The organism is Streptomyces sp. NBC_00988, assembly GCF_045162645.1.
In the GTDB taxonomy this organism is placed as follows: Bacteria; Actinomycetota; Actinomycetes; order Streptomycetales; family Streptomycetaceae; genus Streptomyces.
In genome coordinates this window covers 8786499-8803738 of record NZ_CP108730.1, presented here as the reverse complement: position 1 = coordinate 8803738, position 17240 = coordinate 8786499, and the positions used below count along the sequence as shown (strand labels likewise).

Here is a 17240-nt window from a genome sequence, read left to right as displayed (position 1 = left end):
CGTCGGTGACGGAGCCGAGCGGCCAACGCCGGGTCCTGGTCCGCGTTGTCAGTGCCGCGGTCCACAATGGTTCACGTCAAGACCCCGTTCACGCTTCAGCAAGAGTGAGCCGAAGGGGAGCGACCCCCAGGCGAGCGACCAGAAAAGAGGAGCCGGCAGCGATGGCCCGCCGCAGCACGAAGACCCCGCCGCCCGACGACTCGTTCGAGGAGCGGATCCTCGACATCGACGTCGTCGACGAGATGCAGGGCTCCTACCTTGAGTACGCGTACTCGGTCATCTACTCCCGAGCCCTGCCGGACGCCCGGGACGGCCTGAAGCCGGTCCACCGACGGATCGTCTACCAGATGGACGAGATGGGCCTGCGCCCCGACCGCGGCTATGTGAAGTGCGCGCGTGTCGTCGGCGAGGTCATGGGCAAGCTGCACCCGCACGGGGACGCGTCGATCTACGACGCCCTGGTGCGTATGGCACAGCCCTTCTCCATGCGCGTGCCGCTGGCCGACGGCCACGGCAACTTCGGCTCGCTGGGCAACGACGACCCGCCGGCCGCCATGCGGTACACCGAGTGCCGGCCGTCCGAAGCGGCCAACCTGATGACCGAGTCGATCGACGAGGACACGGTCGACTTCACCCCGAACTACGACGGCCAGGAGCGGGAGCCGGTGGCCCTGCCCGCCGCCTTCCCGAACCTCCTGGTGAACGGCTCGTCGGGCATCGCCGTCGGCATGGCCACCAACATGCCGCCGCACAACCTGGGCGAAGTCATCGCGGCCGCCCGCCACTTGATCCGCTATCCGAACGCGGACCTGGACACCCTGATGCGGCACGTCCCCGGCCCCGACCTGCCGACGGGCGGCCGGATCGTCGGCCTCACCGGCATCCGGGACGCGTACGAGACGGGCCGCGGCACCTTCAAGATCCGCGCCACAGTCGCCGTGGACAACGTGACGGCGCGCCGCAAGGGCATCATCGTCACCGAACTGCCCTTCTCCGTAGGCCCCGAGAAGGTGATCGCCAAGATCAAGGACCTGGTCGGCGCGAAGAAGCTGCAGGGCATCGCCGACGTCAAGGACCTCACCGACCGCGCGCACGGCCTGCGCCTGGTCATCGAGATCAAGAACGGCTTCGTACCGGAAGCGGTCCTGGAGCAGCTCTACAAGCTGACGCCGATGGAGGAGTCCTTCGGCATCAACAACGTGGCCCTGGTGGACGGCCAGCCCCTCACGCTCGGCCTCAAGGAACTCCTGGAGGTCTATCTCGACCACCGCTTCGACGTCGTACGCCGGCGCAGCGAGTTCCGCCGCACCAAGCGGCGCGACCGCCTCCACCTGGTGGAGGGTCTGCTCACGGCGCTCATCGACATCGATGAGGTCATCCGGATCATCCGCTCCAGCGACAACTCCGCGCAGGCGAAGCAGAGCCTGATGGAGCGCTTCTCCCTGTCGGACATCCAGACGCAGTACATCCTGGACACCCCGCTCCGCCGCCTCACCCGGTTCGACCGGATCGAGCTGGAGTCGGAGATGGAGCGACTCACCGCGGAGATCGCGGAGTTGACCCGCATCCTGGAGTCGGACACCGAGCTGCGCAAGCTGGTCTCGACCGAACTGGCCGCGGTGGCGAAGAAGTTCGGCACCGACCGGCGTACGGTCCTGCTGGAGTCAGCGGGCGCCCCCGCCGCCACGGTGCCGCTCCAGGTCGCCGACGACCCGTGCCGGGTGCTGCTCTCCTCGACGGGCCTGCTGGCCCGTACGGCGAACGGCGAGCCCTTCCCGGAGGATTCCGAGGCCCGGCGCACCAAGCACGACGTCATCGTCTCGGCAGTCCCGGCGACGGCCCGCGGCGAGCTGGGCGCGGTCACCTCGGCCGGCCGCCTCCTGCGGATCAACGTCGTAGACCTCCCGCAACTCCCGGAGACGGCCGCCGCGCCGAACCTCTCCGGTGGCGCTCCGATCTCGGAGTTCGTCTCCCTGGACGAGGGCGAGACGGTCATCTGCCTGACGACCCTCGACGAGTCCTCCCCCGGCCTGGCCATCGGCACGGAGCAGGGCGTCGTCAAGCGCGTGGTCCCCGACTACCCCACGAACAAGGAGGAGTTGGAGGTCATCACGCTCAAGGACGGCGACCGGATCGTCGGCGCCGTCGAGCTGCGCACCGGCGAGGAGGACCTGGTCTTCATCGCGGACGACGCCCAACTGCTGCGCTACCAGGCCTCCCAGGTACGCCCCCAGGGCCGCGCGGCCGGCGGCATGGCGGGCATCAAGCTCACCGAGGGAGCGAAGGTCATCTCCTTCGTGGCCGTCGACCCCGCTGTGGACGCGGTCGTCTTCACGGTCGCGGGCTCGCGCGGCACCCTCGACGACTCCGTCCAGACGACGGCCAAGCTGACCCCGTTCGACCAGTACCCCCGCAAGGGCCGCGCCACCGGCGGTGTCCGCTGCCAGCGCTTCCTCAAGGGTGAGGACTGCCTGTCCCTGGCCTGGGCGGGCGCCGTACCGGCCAAGGCGGCACAACGGGACGGCACACCGGCGGAACTCCCGGAGATGGACCCGCGACGGGACGGCTCGGGCGTGTCGCTCGCTAAGACGGTGTCGGTGGTGGCGGGGCCGGTGTAGCGCCGGCCGTCAGTCGTCCAGTTCCGGATCCGAGTCCGGGTCCAACTCCGGCTCGGATTCGGGTTGTTGGTCCGCCTCCTGGGTCGACTCCGCTTCCTGTACGTAACGGAGGACGCCCCACATGCCGCGCTCGTCGGCGTGTGGGGCGTCGCCGTTCTTGCACGCCTCCAACTCCTTGCCGAGGGCAGGCATATCGAGGCCGGTGCCGATGAGCACGAGCTGGGTCAGCCGGGCGTCACCACTGCCCCAGGGCTCGGGATAGAACCGCAGGAACCGTCCTACGGCGTGCACGGCGTACCGATTGCGCGCATCGTGGGCGCCGAAGTCGACGTACCCCTTGATGCGGTAGAGCCCCTCGGGCCGACTGTCCAGGAACGCCATGAGCCTGCGCGGGTCCAAGGGCGTGTCGGAGGCGAAGGAGAGACTGTCGTAGGCGGCGTGCAGGTGGTCGGCATGCGCATCGCCACCGTGGTCCCCACCCGTGTGCTCGTGCAGGTCGTCGAAGGTCAGCTGCCCGACGCGCTCCTCGTTCGGCCGGCAGTCGAAGAGGAACTCCGGGTCGATACGACCGTAGGTGGCGGGCACGACGGCGGCACGGTCGGTGAGCGAGCGGACGAGTCCGAGGACGCGCGGGGCGTCGACGGCCCGGTCCAGCTTGTTGACGACGACGAGGTCGGCGAGGGCGAGGTGCCGGTCGACCTCGGGGTGCTTCGCGCGCGTGTCGTCGAATTCGGCGGCGTCGACGACCTCGACGAGCCCGCCGTAGACGATCCCCGGGTGCTCGCTGGCGAGCAGCATGCGCACCAGTTCCTCCGGTTCGGCGAGTCCGCTGGCCTCGATGACGATGACGTCGATACCGGCGGCGGGCCGGGCGAGCCGCTCCAGATAGACGTCGAGTTCACTGGCGTCGACGGCACAGCACAGGCACCCGTTGCCGAGCGAGACGGTCGAGTCGCCGAGCGCCCCGGCCACGGCCAGCGCGTCGATCTCGATCGCCCCGAAGTCGTTGACGATCGCTCCGATACGGCTGCCTCCGCTGCGGTGCAGGAGGTGGTTGAGCAGGGTCGTCTTGCCGGAGCCGAGGAATCCGGCGAGGACGACGACGGGGGTCTGCCGGGGGCTCGGATCCGTACCCGGAGCTGACGCCGGATGCGTACTCGGGTTCAGACCCGGGCTCCGACTCGGGCTTGCGCTCGGGCTCTGCTGGCTCAACGTGCGACCTCTTTCACGCCGACGCGTGCACCGGCTCGCGGTCCGGCGCACGTACGGAGGTTGAATGCCGCCCCAGGATACGAGCCGGAAGAATCGCCGCGAAGTGAACGATTGTTAGCAGCACTTGCGGGGCAGACGTTGGGGAAGGCGCCGGTTCGTGCGACCCTCGCTTCCCTCCGTGCGCCTCCTCTCCGCCTCCCTGCCGATCAGAGCCGCTCGGCACTCTGGGAGACGGCAAGCGCCGCCCATCGCTCGCCGGTCCCCATCAGTCGACCCGCACCCCGACGACCGGCGGACGGCCGCCTGATTCGGGGGTTGACATGGCCACACGGAAGTACTCGGCGGGGAGGTCGGCTCCGCAGCGCTCAGTCTGCTGCTTGCCACCGCCACGATGACACTGGCGGCGCGTCAGCGACGCCTGGAGGCGGAACGACTGGCCGAACGGCGGCTGGAGGAACGGCGCCTGGAACTGGATGAGTTGGCGATCCGGCGCAAGGCTCTGGCGCATCAACAGCGCATGCAGTGGGAGTTGCTGGCCAGGGCGATCGACGACCCCTCCCTCGCTGCGGTGATCGACACCTACGACAAGAACATCCCTGCGGAGAAGCGCCGACAGTTCCTTTACGCCAACGCGTGGTACGTCCACCTGTTCCATCTCTACCGGGCAGGAATCCTGGACCGGGAAGAGCTGTACAGGCACTTGCGCGAGTTCTTCCAGAGTCCTCTCTTCCGCGAGTACTGGGAGGCCTCGAAGGCCCAGCGAGCGTCCCTGAACGAGTCGTCGGAGGAGGCCGGGATCGGACGCATGGTCGACGGTCTCGTGATGGATCTCGATGAAGCGGACACGGACGAGTGGTGGGTCGTGGGCAACCCTCCGTCGGAGTGACACCCGCCCGCCAAGGGCTCCACACCGGTCGACGCATCCATCTCGGGGACACAGCTGAGCGGCTTTCCCCAATAGGCCACAAACACCTCCCTGAGCCCACTAGCTTTCTGTTCACAACTGTGCCCACACCTTTTGTAAGGACCGGTAACCCTTGAAGATCGTGCGCCGCATCGGTGTGCCTCCGAGCGCCCGTGGCAGCAACTCAGGAGCGACCTGCCCGGACGTGTTCGAACTCAGTGACGGCAACTTCGCCGTCATCGGCACCGAGGCAACCGATGCGCTGGATGGTGAACTGCCCCCGGACGCCGCACGCGCCGACTACGAGCGCATCGTCATCGTGAGTCGTGAAACGTTGATCCGAGCCAAGGCAGACATCCCCGACGCCTGACAGCACCGCACGAGCACGCGTCCATCCCAGACCCGTCCCGTCCCACGCCCGGCCGCACACAAACCGTGAGCGAGTCCGGCAGCTACCCGGCGAGCAGCCCACCACCCCGTCACTGCTCGGTCACCACCCATGAGGCCTGGCGCCAGAACGGCACCAGGCCACACGCGTTCCTGGCGCCGTCGTCAACTCATGAGCGGCACCGCAGTCGGCGCCCCGGTCCCCACATACCGCGCGACCGGCCGAATGATCTTCGAGTCCTCCGCCTGCTCCACCACGTTCGCGCTCCACCCCACGACCCGCGCGGCCGCGAAGGTAGGGGTGAACATCTCCCGCGGCAGCCCGCAGAGTTCCATGACCAGCCCCGCGTAGAACTCCACGTTCGTGTGGAGCTCACGCCCCGGCTTCAGTTCCGCGAGGATCCTCTCGACCTGGCGCTCGACCTCCACGGCGAAGTCGACCCGTGGACCGCCGAACTGCTGGGCGACCTCGCGCAGCATCCGGGAACGCGGGTCCTCCGTGCGGTAGATCGCGTGGCCGAAGCCCATGATGCGGTCGCCGGCGAGGACGCGTTCGCGGATCCAGGGGTCGATACGGTCCGGGGTTCCGATCGCGTCCAGGGTGTCCAGGGCACGACTGGGCGCACCCCCGTGCAGCGGACCCGAGAGCGCCCCTACGGCCCCGACCAGGCAGGCCGCCACATCCGCCCCCGTCGACGCGATGACCCGCGCGGTGAAGGTTGACGCATTGAATCCGTGGTCAATGGTTGAGATCAAGTATTGCTCGATCGCCCTGGCCTGCTGCTTGTCCGGTTCCGAACCCGTCAGCATGTAGAGGTAGTTGGCCGCGTAGGAGAGGTCCTCGCGCGGCTCGACGGGGTCGAGCCCCCGCCCCAGCCGGTACAGCGCGGTCAGCAGCGTCGGTACGGCCGCGGACGCCACGAGGGTGTCCCGGCGGCGCGCGTCCGTGTCGATGTCGTACACCGGCCGGAAGCCCTTCGCGGCACCGAGCAGCGACAAGGCCGTACGCATCCCGGACAGCGGTCCGGACGTGCCGCTCGCCGCCGCCACCGCGGGCAGCGCGGCCCGCACCTCGTCCGGCAGCCGGCGCAGCGCCCCGGTCTCGGCGGCGAATGCCACGCTCCGCTCGGCGTCCGGCAGTTCACCGTGGGCGAGGAGATGCCAGACGTCCTCGAAGCCGCGGGTCTGCGCGAGTTCGACGGCGGAGTACTGGCGGTAGTGGTAGAAGCCCTCGATCCCTCGGACGTCACCGATTCGGGTGTCGGTGACGACGACGCCCGCGAGTCCCCGCGGAACCTCGATACGAGTGGCTGCGGCCCTGTTGATGGACATGTTTCCTCCCTGGACTTGATTCAAATGTCCATGGTTGACTCAATCTCTGTCAATGTTGATTGAATCAACCTATGCAAGAAGTGGATACCGTGGCCTCCATGCGCGATCAAGAACCCGCTCCCGGTCACCCCGAGCGACGGCTGACCACCAAGGAGACCGCCGAGTTGCTCGGCGTGAAGCCGGACACCGTGTACGCGTACGTGAGTCGCGGACAGCTGAGCAGCAGGCGCGAACCCGGCGGGCGGGGCAGCACCTTCGACGCCAAGGAGGTGGAGGCGCTCGCCCGGCGCAACAGACGGGAGAGCAGCGGGAGTTCGGGCTCCGGGGGCGAGCTGTCCGTGCGGACCCGGATCACGCTCATCGAGAAGGACCGGTACTACTTCCGGGGCGTCGACGCGACCGAGCTGGCCGCGCGCCACTCCTACGAGGAGATCGCCGAGTGGCTGTGGACCGGGGAGGTGCGCCCCGGGATCACGTTCATCGCGCCCAAGGCGGCCGTCGCCGTCGCCCGCCGCGCCGTGGACGCGCTGCCCGAACACACCGGCCCCACCGACCGGTTGCGGGTCGCGGCCATCGCGGCGGCGACCGCGGACCCGCTGCGCTTCGACCTGTCCGAGGACGCCGTGCTCGGCACCACGCGCATCCTCATCCCCACCCTCGTCGCTGCTCTGCCGCCGGTACGGCGCGCGCATCGCGACGAGGGTCCGCTGGCCCGCCGCCTGTGGGCACGGCTGAGCGGCCGGCCTGCTGACGAGGCGTCACTGCACGTCCTGGACACGGCACTTGGGCTGCTCGTGGACCACGACCTGGCCGCGTCGACGCTCGCGGTGCGCGTCGCCGCCTCGGCCCGCGCGCACCCCTACGCGGCCGTCTCCTCCGGCCTCGGAGTGCTCGAAGGGCCCCTGCACGGCGCCGCCAGCGGCCTGGCGCACCGGCTGCTGCTCGACGTGCTCGACCAGGGCACCGCCGCCCCGGTGGTCGCGGACGAGCTGCGCGCCGGCCGCCGTATCCCCGGACTCGGGCACCGGCTCTACCCGGGTGAAGACCCACGCGCGCGTGCCCTGTTCGCGCTCCTGAAGGAGATCCCGGGCGCCGCGCCCGCCCTCGCCGCGGCCCGCGACATCGTCGCCACCACCGCCCGCCACACCCCGCTGCACGCCAACGTCGACCTGGCACTCGCCGTGCTCACCGTCTCCTCCGGGATGCCCTCCACGGCGGGCGAGACGATCTTCGCCGTCGCCCGTACGGCGGGGTGGATCGCGCACGCCCTGGAGGAGTACGGGGAGCGCCCGCTGCGCATGCGGCCGAGCGGTCACTACGTAGGCCCCAGGCCGCCTCAACCACTACCGGAGTAGGACACGAGCGCGGCCGGAAGTCGCCCTGGGCCAAGTCAGGTTAGGCTCACCTCTGTGAGTACGTGCGCGACCGTCTCTCGGGACCTCGACGAGCCCATTTCCGGAACCGCGGCCACGGCGACGACGTGGCTGCTGCTGGAACAGCCCGGTCCTTGGGGTGCCAAAGCGCTCACTTCGAGCCACCTGGACCCCGCGCTGGGGCGTGCCCTGGAAGCGGCCGCCGCGACCACGGGCGTACGGATCGCGCTCATCCGGCGCCCCGGGCGGCACGCCGACCCCGCGCCGTCACGGGTGCGCCAGGTGTACGCGGCCCACACCGTTCCCGGAAACGTGTGGCTGCACAGCGCCACGACCGAGGACCCGCGGCAACTGCTCGCCCTCGACTTCGACGCCCTCGGCGCGGGCGACCCGCGCTCGTTCGGCCCGGCGCTCGGCGGGCGGGCCCACACCGGTGACCCGCTCGCGCTCGTCTGCACCAACGGCAAGCGCGACCGCTGCTGCGCACTCCTCGGCCGTCCTCTCGCCGCCGAACTGGCCGCCTCCGGGGTCGAGGGCGCCTGGGAGGTCACCCATCTGGGCGGTCACCGCTTCTCGCCGACGGTGCTCGTCCTGCCGTACGGCTACGCGTATGGGCGGGTCCAGGCGCACGGCATCAAGGAGATCCTCCAGGGCGTCCAGGAGGGCCGGGTGGTCGTCGAGGGCTGCCGGGGCTCGTCGGCCTGGGAACGGCCCGGACAGGCGGCGGAGCTGGCCGTGCGGACGGCGGCGGGCGAGTACGCGATGGACGCCCTGAGCGTCGTACGGACGGACGGCGCCGCACCACGCTGGGAGGTGACCGTCGCGCACGCCGACGGACGCCACTGGCGCGTGATCGTCGCCCAGGGGGCCTCGCTTCCGCCCCGCCCGGAGAGCTGCGGGGCGTCGGTCCTCGGCGCACCAGCGCGGATGGACGTGGTGGCGGTGCGCGAGCTGACGACGGCGCTGGCAGGCTGACCCGTCCGGCACCGGGCCGCTCGACCGGTCCTCCACAGGAAATCGCCCTCTACGGGAGGCCGGTTTTCCCAAGAACTGGTCAAGAGATCCACGCCACACCCCTGGGGCAGCCCCCGCCCCGGCACGTACCGTCAGGGGTATGAGCCCCACACCCCCCCGCACGCCGCCGTCGCCTCGGGCTGCCGCGGCGGGTGTTCTCGCAGGTGCTGCTGATGCAGCTGGCGATCGCCGCGGGAGTCGCGGTCCTGGCGACTGGGCTGTTCCTCGCGCCGCTGAGCAAACAGCTCGACCAGGAGGCGATGAACCGCGCCCTGGCCATCGCCCAGACCACCGCGCAGCAGCCGCAGATCATCAAGGACGTCCAGGACACCCCGCCGACCGTGGACGGACCCGTGCAGAGGGAGGCGGAGCGGATCCGGAAGGCCACCAAGGCCGAGTACGTGGTGGTGATGGACTGGCGGGGCATGCGGTGGTCGCACACGACTCCCAGCGAGATCGGCCGTTTCGTCTCGACCTCTCCCGACCAGCCCCTGGCCGGTCAGGAGGTCAAGGAGATCGACAAGGGCACCCTGGGCCGCTCGGCCCGCGGCAAGGTGCCCCTGCGGGACGCCGACGGCACGGTCGTCGGAGCCGTCTCCGTGGGCATCAAGTACGACAGCGTCCGCGCGCAGTTGATCAGCGCGATCCCGGGGCTGCTGGCGTACGCCGGGGGCGCTCTCGCCGTCGGTGCGCTGGCGGCCTGGCTGATCTCCCGGCGGGTCCAGCGGCAGACCCGGGACCTGGCCTTCTCGGACATCTCGGCGCTGCTCTCGGAGCGCGAGGCGATGCTGCACGGCATCCGGGAGGGCGTCGTCGCCCTGGACCGCACCGGCCGCATAAGACTCCTGAACGACGAGGCGCGACGCCTGCTGGGCATCGGCGACGAGGCGGTCGGCCGCTCCCTGGACGAGGCGCTCGGTGAGGGACGTACGACCGACGTCCTGGCCGGCCGGGTGACCGGCACCGACCTGCTCGCCGTGCGCGGCCAGCGGGTCCTGGTCACCAACCGGATGCCCACCGACGACGGCGGCGCCGTCGCCACCCTGCGCGACCGCACCGAACTGGAGCAGCTCGGCCGGGAGTTGGACTCGACGCACGGTCTGATCGACGCCCTGCGCGCCCAGGACCACGAGCACGCCAACCGTATGCACACACTGCTGGGGCTGCTCGAACTGGAGATGTACGACGACGCCGTGGACTTCGTCGGGGAGGTGGTCGGCGATCACCGGGCCACCGCCGAGCAGGTCACCGAGAAGATCCAGGACCCGCTGCTCGCCGCCCTGTTGGTGGGCAAGGCGACCGTCGCGGCCGAGCGGGGCGTCGCCCTGTGGATCTCCGACCGGACCTGGCTGCCGGACCGGCTGATCGACCCGCGCGGGCTGGTCACGGTCGTCGGCAACCTGGTGGACAACGCGCTAGACGCCGTCGCGGGCACACCGCACGCACGCGTGGAGGCCGAATTGCGGACGGAAGGGCGTACTGCAGTGCTCCGGGTGCGCGACACGGGCCCCGGAATCCCGGAGGAACAACGGGAGTTGGTCTTCACCGAAGGCTGGTCCACGAAGAAGCCCCCGGCCCACGGCAAGCGCGGGATCGGCCTCTCCCTGGTGCGCCGGCTCGCCGAACGGCAGGGCGGCAGCGCGGTGGTGACGGAGGCGTTCGGCGGGGGCGCGGAGTTCGTGGTCGTCCTGCCCGAAGCACTGACCGAGCCGGATCTGGAACCCGCTCTCACCGCCCCCGGGGAGACCACCGAGGAGGAGTCGCGATGATCGAGGTCCTGGTCGTGGACGACGACACCCGGGTCGCACAGGTCAACGCGGCCTACGTGGAGAAGGTGCCGGGCTTCCACGTGGCCGGCGAGGCTCACAACGCAGCTGAGGCGCTGCGCCAGTTGGAGACGTTGCCCCGCCTCGACCTGGTCCTCCTGGACCACTACCTGCCCGACGAGACAGGTCTGGCGGTCGTCCAGGAGATGCGCCGGCGCGGCCACCAGACGGACGTGATCATGGTGACGGCGGCCCGGGACGTGACGACCGTCCAGGCGGCGATGCGGCAGGGCGCGCTGCAGTACCTGGTCAAGCCGTTCGCGTTCGCGGGCCTGCGCGCCAAGCTGGAGGCGTACGCCGAACTGCGCCGCACGCTCGACGGCGGCGGCGAGGCCGAACAGGCCGAGGTGGACCGCATCTTCGGCGCCCTGTCCGCGCCCTCGGAGCCCGGGCTGCCCAAAGGGCACTCCCCCACCACGGCGGAACTCGTCCGCCGGTCCCTGATGAACGCCCAAGGCCCCCTGTCCGCCCAGGAGATCGCCGACCGCACAGGAGTGAGCCGCCAGACCGCCCAGCGCTATCTGAAGCTCCTGGAGCGCACCGGACGGGCCAGGCTGACGCTCAAATACGGCGACGCGGGCCGCCCGGAACACCGCTACGTGTGGGCGACCCGCGCCTGAGGGCACGGCCGGTGGGGGCGGGGGAAGGGGCCGTACCCCTTCCTCCTATACGGATGCCGACCGCGCGGCCGTCAGCCTGTCGCGTTCTTCACGAACTCGGTCGTGTACGTCTTGTCGAGGTCCACATCGGCGTTCTTGATGGTCGGGTTGAACGCCTTGAGCACCTTCTCGACGGTCTCCGGGCCGTTCGCCGGCATCACGCCGTCCTTGGTGAACATCGGCAGCGTGCTCTTGATCGCGGTCGAGTAGAGGAACTTGTTGCCCTGGGAGTAGTCGGCCGGCATCTTGTCGGCGATCTCGGTCGCGCTGTGGGTGGACATCCACTTGAGCGTCTTGACGAATGCATTGACCATCTTCTGCACAGTGGACTTGTGGCTGTTCACCCAGTCCGTCTGCATGTACAGACTTGACGAGGGGTACGGCCCACCGAGCGCCGCCTGCGAGCCCTCGGGCGTCCGCATGTCGACGAGGATCTTGCCGGCCTTCTTGTCGAGGATCGTGGCGACGGTCGGGTCGGTCGTCATCCCGGCGTCTATGGAGCCCTGTTGGAGCGCCGCGACGAAGGTCGGCCCCGCGCCCACGGCGACCGGGGTGAACTCGCTGACGTTGACGCCGTTCTTGACGGCGAGGTACTTGGTGAGGAAGTCGGTGGAGGAGCCGAGGCCGGTCACGCCAAGCTTCTTGCCCTTGAAGTCCTTGGCCGACTTGACCTTCCCCTCCGCCTTGGTGGAGACGACCTCCACCTCGCCGGGCGCCTGCGAGAACTGCACCACGGACTCGACTGACTTGCCCTTGACCTGCAGGTCGAGCGTGTGGTCGTAGAAGCCGACGGCTCCCTGGACCTGCCCGGAGACGAGTGCGGTCTCGGCCTGGACGCCGGCCGGTTCGCTCAGCAGCTCCACGTCGAGGCCCTCGGCGTCGAAGTAGCCGAGCCGCTGGGTGAGCATCGCGGGCAGGTAGATGACCTTGTCCAGGCCACCGACCATGATCTTGACCTTCTCGCCCTTGCCGTCGCCCTTGCCGCCGGAGCCGGTGGAGGCGGTGCTGGCAGCGTCGTTGGCACAGGCGGTGAGCGAAGAGAGGGCGAGCAGGCCCGAGGCGGCCAGGGCGGCGTATCTGGCGGTCTTGCGCATGACGGTTCACGTCCTTGTGAGGGTGCGGTGCGGGGAGGAAGGGGTGCGTCTTCAACAGGGCTGCGGCGAGGGGCCGTTCAGCTGTCGGAGCCCGACGGCTTCCAGCGGAAGATGCGGTTCTCGGCGAAGGTGAGAAGCCCTTCGGCGACGAGGGCGACGACCGCGAGGATCACCATCGCGGCGTACACACCGGCCGCGTTGAAGGTGCCCTGGGACTGCGCGACGAGCAGGCCGATGCCCTTGGTGGCGCCGATGTACTCGCCGACGATCGCGCCGATGAGGGCGAAGCCGAAGCTGACGTGGAGGCTGGTGAAGATCCAGGAGGTGGCGGACGGGATGACCACCTGGAGGGTCACCCTGCGGTCACTGGCGCCGAGGATGCGGGCGTTGGCGACCAGGTTGCGGTCGACCTCACGGGCGCCCTGGAAGGCGTTGAAGAACACCGGGAAGAAGACCAGCACCACGGCCGACGCGACCTTGGAGGCAGGTCCGAGTCCGAACCAGATCACGAAGATCGGGGCGAGGACGATCCTGGGTATGGAGTTGAGCACCTTGATGTATGGACCAAGTATATCGGCCATCAAGGTGATCCGGCCCAGCGCAATACCGAACACGACACCGGCGATCACACCGATGACCCAGCCGATCAACGCCTCCTGGAGCGTGGCCCAGATCTGCTCCCCCAGGGAGCCGAGCGCGGTCCCGTGCATCACCCAGGTGTAGATCTGGTCCCAGATCTTCGAGGGCATCGAGAAGTTGAACGGATCGATGACCTTGGCCCGGGAGAGCCATTCCCACAGGCCGAGAAAAGCGACCAGAAGCAGCACACGGGCCGCGCCGACGCCGACTCTGCGTTTACGTGCGGCACGCGCGCGTGAATGGGCGCGGTCCGTCTTGGTGCCGGGCTCGGTCACGGACGGTACGACCTTGTCCTCGGGCATGACGTCAGGCGACATTGGCCGCACCCCTCTCGCGCGTGATGCGGACCTCTTCGCCGAGCGACTCCCAGATCTCGCGGTAGATCTCGATGAACCGCGGCTCCAGGCGCACGGATTCGACCTTGCGGGGCCGCGGCAGGTCGATGTCGAAGACCTGCTTCACAGTGGCGGGCCCGGCGGTCATCACGACGACCCTGTCGGCCAGCGCGATGGACTCCTCCAGGTCGTGGGTGACGAAGACGACCGAGGTACCGGTGCCCTCCCACAGCTCCAGGAGCTCGTCCGACATCAGGGCCCTTGTCTGTACGTCGAGCGCCGAGAACGGCTCGTCCATCAGCAGGATCTCGGGGTCGTTGACGAAGGTCGCGGCGAGCGCGACGCGCTTGCGCATCCCGCCGGAGAGCTGGTGCGGATAGCGGTCCTCGAAGGCGGACAGCCCGACCCGGGCCAGCCACTCACGCGCCTTCGCCCTGGCCTCCGCCTTCGGTACGCCGCGGAAGCGCGGGCCCGCCATGACGTTGGACAGCACCGTGCGCCAGGGGAAGGTGGCGTCCTGCTGGAAGACGAAGCCGACCTTGTCGCCGACGCCGGAGACCGGCTCACCGGCCACCAGCACATCGCCCTCGGAGGGCTCTTCCAGCCCGCTGACGAGGGTCAGCGTGGTCGACTTGCCGCAGCCCGTGGGCCCGACGACCGCCACGAACTCGCCACGTCCGACGGTGAGATCAAGCCCCTTGACGGCTGTGTGCAGACCCCCCGACGGGGTCCTGAAGGTCTTGCTCGCGCCCCGCAGCTCGATGGCGGGGCTGGTGTCTGCGCTCATGGCCGGGACCGTAGATGTGGCGCGGACCACAGCAGCAGTCTTCTGGGCGCAAGCCGTTCTTTTGCTCGCAAGAGCCTGTTGTGCTCGTTTTGCTCGCGCTACAACTGCGGAGCCGAAACACGGGCTTAACGCTCGCCTGGCCTTGAGGAAAGAGGCCCAATGATTGACGTCATGGTCGTGGACGACGACTTCCGCGTCGCCGAGATCAACGCCAAGTACGTGGGGAAGGTTCCCGGTTTCCGGGTCGCCGCCCGCGCGCACAGCGCCGCCCAGGCGCTGGCCACCGTGGAGCGCGGGACCATCGACCTGGTGCTGCTCGACCACTATCTGCCCGACCAGACGGGTCTCGAACTCGTCCACCGCATGCGGCAACAGGGCCATACGACCGACGTCATCATGATCACGGCGGCCAGCGATGTTACGACCGTGCAGCGGGCGATGCGCCTGGGCGCCCTGCACTATCTGGTCAAGCCGTTCACCTTCGCCGCGCTGCGCACGCGCCTCGACTCGTACGCCGCCCTGCGCCGCACCGTCGACCGCGTCGGCGGCCGCGGCATCGCCGGCCAGGAGCAGGTCGACCGCATCTTCGGCGCGCTGCGCACGACGACCGTACCGACCTCCCCCGGCCTGCCCAGCGGCCACTCGGAACCGACCACCGACCTGATCTGCGGCGTCCTGCACAGCGCCGGCCACCCGCTCTCGGCCCACGAGGTCGCCGCCGAGACCGGCCTGAGCCGCTCCACGGCCCAGCGCTACCTCCGCCATCTGGAGCAGGCCGGTCGCCTCCGCCTCTCCCTCAAGTACGGCGACACGGGCCGCCCGGAACACCGCTACGCCTGGGTGGCGCCGTAGCCACGCGACAGCCGCACAATCGGGCGCGGCTACGGCACACAGGCCCCCGTCAGACGGCCCCCGCCCCCGTCAGTGCCCGTACCTCGGTCTCCGCGTGCTTGGCCTCGTCCGGGACCTCCGTCGAGGTGACCGTGCCGAGCCAGCCGGCCAGGAAGCCGAGCGGGATCGAGACGAGGCCGGGGTTCTGCAGCGGGAAGAACTGGAAGTCGACGCCCGGGAACAGCGACTCGGGACTGCCCGACACGACCGGTGACAGCAGCACGAGCCCGAGCGCGGGGATCAGACCGCCGTATACGGCCCACACGGCGCCGCGGGTCGTGAAGCCGCGCCAGAACAGCGAGTAGAGCAGCACCGGGAGGTTCGCGGAGGCGGCGACGGCGAAGGCGAGGCCCACCAGGAAGGCGACGTTGAGGTTCCTCGCGATGAGGCCGAGCCCGATCGCCGCGACACCGATGCCGACCGCGGCGACCCGGGCCACAGCCACCTCACTGCGCGGCTTGGCGTTCGGGCGCCGCAGCGACGCGTACAGGTCGTGCGCCACGGATGCCGAGGAGGCCAGGGTGATCCCGGCCACCACCGCGAGGATCGTGGCGAAAGCCACGGCCGCGACGATCGCGAACAGGACGGTGCCTCCGGTGGAATCGGCCCCTCCGCCGAGGTCGAGGGCCAGCAGCGGGACCGCCGTGTTCCCGGCCTCGTTCGACTTCCGGAGGGTGTCCGGGCCCACGACCGCCGCGGCGGCGAAGCCGAGGACGATCGTCATCAGGTAGAACGCGCCGATGAGCCCGATCGACCACACCACCGAACGGCGCGCGGCCCGTGCGGTCGGCACGGTGTAGAAGCGAGACAGGATGTGCGGCAGCCCGGCCGTGCCCAGCACCAGCGCGAGGCCCAGGCTGATGAAGTCGAACCGCGCGGTCCAGTCCCCGCCGTACTTGAGCCCCGGCGCCAGGAAGGCGGCACCGTGACCGCTGCGTGCGGCGGCCGTGAGCAGCAGGTGGTTCAGGTTCCCGTGGAAGCGCACCAGGGTCAGCACCGTCAGCGCGATGGTGCCGCTCATCATCAGGACAGCCTTGACGATCTGGATCCAGGTGGTGGCCCGCATCCCTCCCATCGACACATAGATCACCATGAGCGCCCCGACGCCGATGACGGTCCAGGCCCGCGCGGCCGGACTCGTCCCGCCCAGCAGCAGCGAGACCAGGCTGCCCGCGCCCACCATCTGCGCCACCAGGTAGAGAACGGACACGGTGACCGAGGAAGTTCCCGCCGCGATCCGCACCGGCCGCTCGCTCATCCGGGCGGCGACCACGTCGGCGAGCGTGAACCGCCCGCAGTTGCGCACCAGTTCGGCGACGAGGAACAGCACCATGAGCCAGGCGACGAAGAAGCCCACCACGTACAGCAGGCCGTCGTAGCCGAACAGCGCGATGAGCCCGGTGACCCCGAGGAACGAGGCCGCGGACAGATAATCACCCGAGATGGCAAAACCATTCTCCATCGGGGAGAAGAGACGCCCGCCCGCGTAGAACTCCTCCTCCGAACCATGCCGGTTGCGGCTCACCCAGGTGGTGATCCCGAGGGTGACCGCGATGAACGCGCTGAACAGCAGCAGCGCCAGCGTCTGATGGTTCCCGGTCACGACGTACCGCCTCGAATGCCTCGTGTCAGTTCCTGTGTGTCCCAGCGCAGTTCGAGCGCGGCCCGGTCCCTGCGCAGCCGCGCGTGCCGGGCGTAGGCCCAGGTGAGCAGGAAGGTGGTGAGGAACTGCCCCAGTCCCGCGACCATCCCCACGTTCACCGCGCCGGCCACCGGCCGGGCCATGAATCCGGGCGCCGTCGTCGCCGTCACCACATAGGCCACGTACCAGGTGAAGAAGACGACAGTGGCCGGCACCACGAACCGCAGATACCGGCCGCGCACCTCCTGGAAGGCCGCGCTGCGCTGCACCTCCAGATACACATCGCCCGCGCGGACGGCGTGGTCCGCGCTCTCCCGGCGCGCGGCGGGCACTTCGGGCGCGGGCCCGCCCGTGCCGTCCATCTCACCCCAGCCGGACGCGAGTGCGTCGTACCAGGGGTCGTGGTACCTCACCTTTCCGGTTGCCTCGGCGGGGGTCAGGTCATGACCTTCGTGGTTCTCGGCCGGACTCTCGTGACCACTCCCGCCACCGCGGGGACGACCGTTGCTTGACTGCATGCCCAAGGA

At 69.7% G+C, this 17240-nt stretch carries 15 protein-coding genes; 8 read left to right on the top strand and 7 right to left on the bottom strand.

Annotation, left to right across the window (positions count from 1 at the left end):
* The first annotated feature begins 161 nt into the window (after window positions 1-161).
* Window positions 162-2618 (top strand): DNA topoisomerase (ATP-hydrolyzing) subunit A, encoded by a 2457-nt coding sequence (locus tag OG496_RS40380; protein ID WP_405974363.1) that lies wholly within the window; start codon window positions 162-164, stop codon window positions 2616-2618.
* Between the two features lie 9 nt (window positions 2619-2627).
* Here OG496_RS40380 and OG496_RS40375 read toward each other — a convergent pair whose 3' ends face one another.
* A complete protein-coding gene (locus OG496_RS40375) occupies window positions 2628-3785 on the bottom strand; it encodes a CobW family GTP-binding protein (RefSeq protein WP_399396913.1) in 1158 nt (385 codons plus the stop codon).
* Window positions 3786-4221: 436 nt separating this feature from the next.
* On the opposite strand from OG496_RS40375, the gene OG496_RS40370 reads away from it, so the two are divergent.
* On the top strand, window positions 4222-4716 hold the full coding sequence (locus OG496_RS40370) for a DUF6082 family protein (RefSeq protein WP_405974362.1): 495 nt from the start codon (window positions 4222-4224) through the stop codon (window positions 4714-4716).
* Between the two features lie 151 nt (window positions 4717-4867).
* Entirely contained in the window at window positions 4868-5104 is a 237-nt protein-coding gene (locus OG496_RS40365) for a hypothetical protein (RefSeq protein ID WP_393753287.1), read from the top strand.
* Window positions 5105-5286: 182 nt separating this feature from the next.
* Here the strand turns inward: OG496_RS40365 and OG496_RS40360 are convergent, their stop codons facing one another.
* Window positions 5287-6453 carry a citrate synthase/methylcitrate synthase gene (locus OG496_RS40360; RefSeq protein WP_405974361.1) on the bottom strand — a complete coding sequence of 389 codons (1167 nt, stop codon included), beginning with the start codon at window positions 6451-6453 and terminating at the stop codon, window positions 5287-5289.
* Window positions 6454-6551: 98 nt separating this feature from the next.
* On the opposite strand from OG496_RS40360, the gene OG496_RS40355 reads away from it, so the two are divergent.
* The 4 genes from OG496_RS40355 (at window position 6552) to OG496_RS40340 (ending at window position 11286) form a co-directional block, all read left to right on the top strand.
* Window positions 6552-7808 carry a citrate/2-methylcitrate synthase gene (locus OG496_RS40355; RefSeq protein WP_405974360.1) on the top strand — a complete coding sequence of 419 codons (1257 nt, stop codon included), beginning with the start codon at window positions 6552-6554 and terminating at the stop codon, window positions 7806-7808.
* A gap of 54 nt (window positions 7809-7862) precedes the next feature.
* The gene (locus OG496_RS40350) at window positions 7863-8801 is read left to right on the top strand and encodes a sucrase ferredoxin (protein ID WP_405974359.1); all 939 of its coding nucleotides are present in this window, start codon (window positions 7863-7865) and stop codon (window positions 8799-8801) included.
* 212 nt (window positions 8802-9013) lie between these two features.
* On the top strand, window positions 9014-10609 hold the full coding sequence (locus tag OG496_RS40345) for an ATP-binding protein (protein WP_405974358.1): 1596 nt from the start codon (window positions 9014-9016) through the stop codon (window positions 10607-10609).
* A complete protein-coding gene (locus tag OG496_RS40340) occupies window positions 10606-11286 on the top strand; it encodes a response regulator (RefSeq protein ID WP_393753292.1) in 681 nt (226 codons plus the stop codon). Before OG496_RS40345 ends, OG496_RS40340 begins: the two co-directional genes overlap by 4 nt.
* 71 nt (window positions 11287-11357) lie before the next feature.
* Here the strand turns inward: OG496_RS40340 and OG496_RS40335 are convergent, their stop codons facing one another.
* From OG496_RS40335 to OG496_RS40325, 3 genes are all read right to left on the bottom strand, one after another.
* Window positions 11358-12419, bottom strand: coding sequence for an ABC transporter substrate-binding protein (locus OG496_RS40335; RefSeq protein WP_366493359.1), 1062 nt, complete (start codon window positions 12417-12419; stop codon window positions 11358-11360).
* A 77-nt stretch (window positions 12420-12496) separates the two neighbouring features.
* Window positions 12497-13375, bottom strand: coding sequence for an ABC transporter permease (locus OG496_RS40330; RefSeq protein ID WP_405974357.1), 879 nt, complete (start codon window positions 13373-13375; stop codon window positions 12497-12499).
* Window positions 13365-14180 (bottom strand): ABC transporter ATP-binding protein, encoded by an 816-nt coding sequence (locus tag OG496_RS40325; protein WP_405974356.1) that lies wholly within the window; start codon window positions 14178-14180, stop codon window positions 13365-13367. The genes OG496_RS40330 and OG496_RS40325 overlap by 11 nt, the downstream gene beginning before the upstream one ends.
* Before the next feature lie 159 nt (window positions 14181-14339).
* Here OG496_RS40325 and OG496_RS40320 point away from each other — a divergent pair, with 159 nt between their 5' ends.
* Complete coding sequence (locus tag OG496_RS40320) at window positions 14340-15032, top strand: response regulator (RefSeq protein ID WP_405974355.1); 693 nt, start codon at window positions 14340-14342, stop codon at window positions 15030-15032.
* 49 nt (window positions 15033-15081) lie between these two features.
* Here the strand turns inward: OG496_RS40320 and OG496_RS40315 are convergent, their stop codons facing one another.
* Both OG496_RS40315 and OG496_RS40310 read right to left on the bottom strand, forming a co-directional pair.
* The gene (locus tag OG496_RS40315; RefSeq protein ID WP_405974354.1) at window positions 15082-16674 is read right to left on the bottom strand and encodes a cation acetate symporter; all 1593 of its coding nucleotides are present in this window, start codon (window positions 16672-16674) and stop codon (window positions 15082-15084) included.
* Window positions 16671-17231 (bottom strand): DUF485 domain-containing protein, encoded by a 561-nt coding sequence (locus tag OG496_RS40310; RefSeq protein WP_405974353.1) that lies wholly within the window; start codon window positions 17229-17231, stop codon window positions 16671-16673. Before OG496_RS40310 ends, OG496_RS40315 begins: the two co-directional genes overlap by 4 nt.
* Between the last annotated feature and the right edge of the window lie 9 nt (window positions 17232-17240).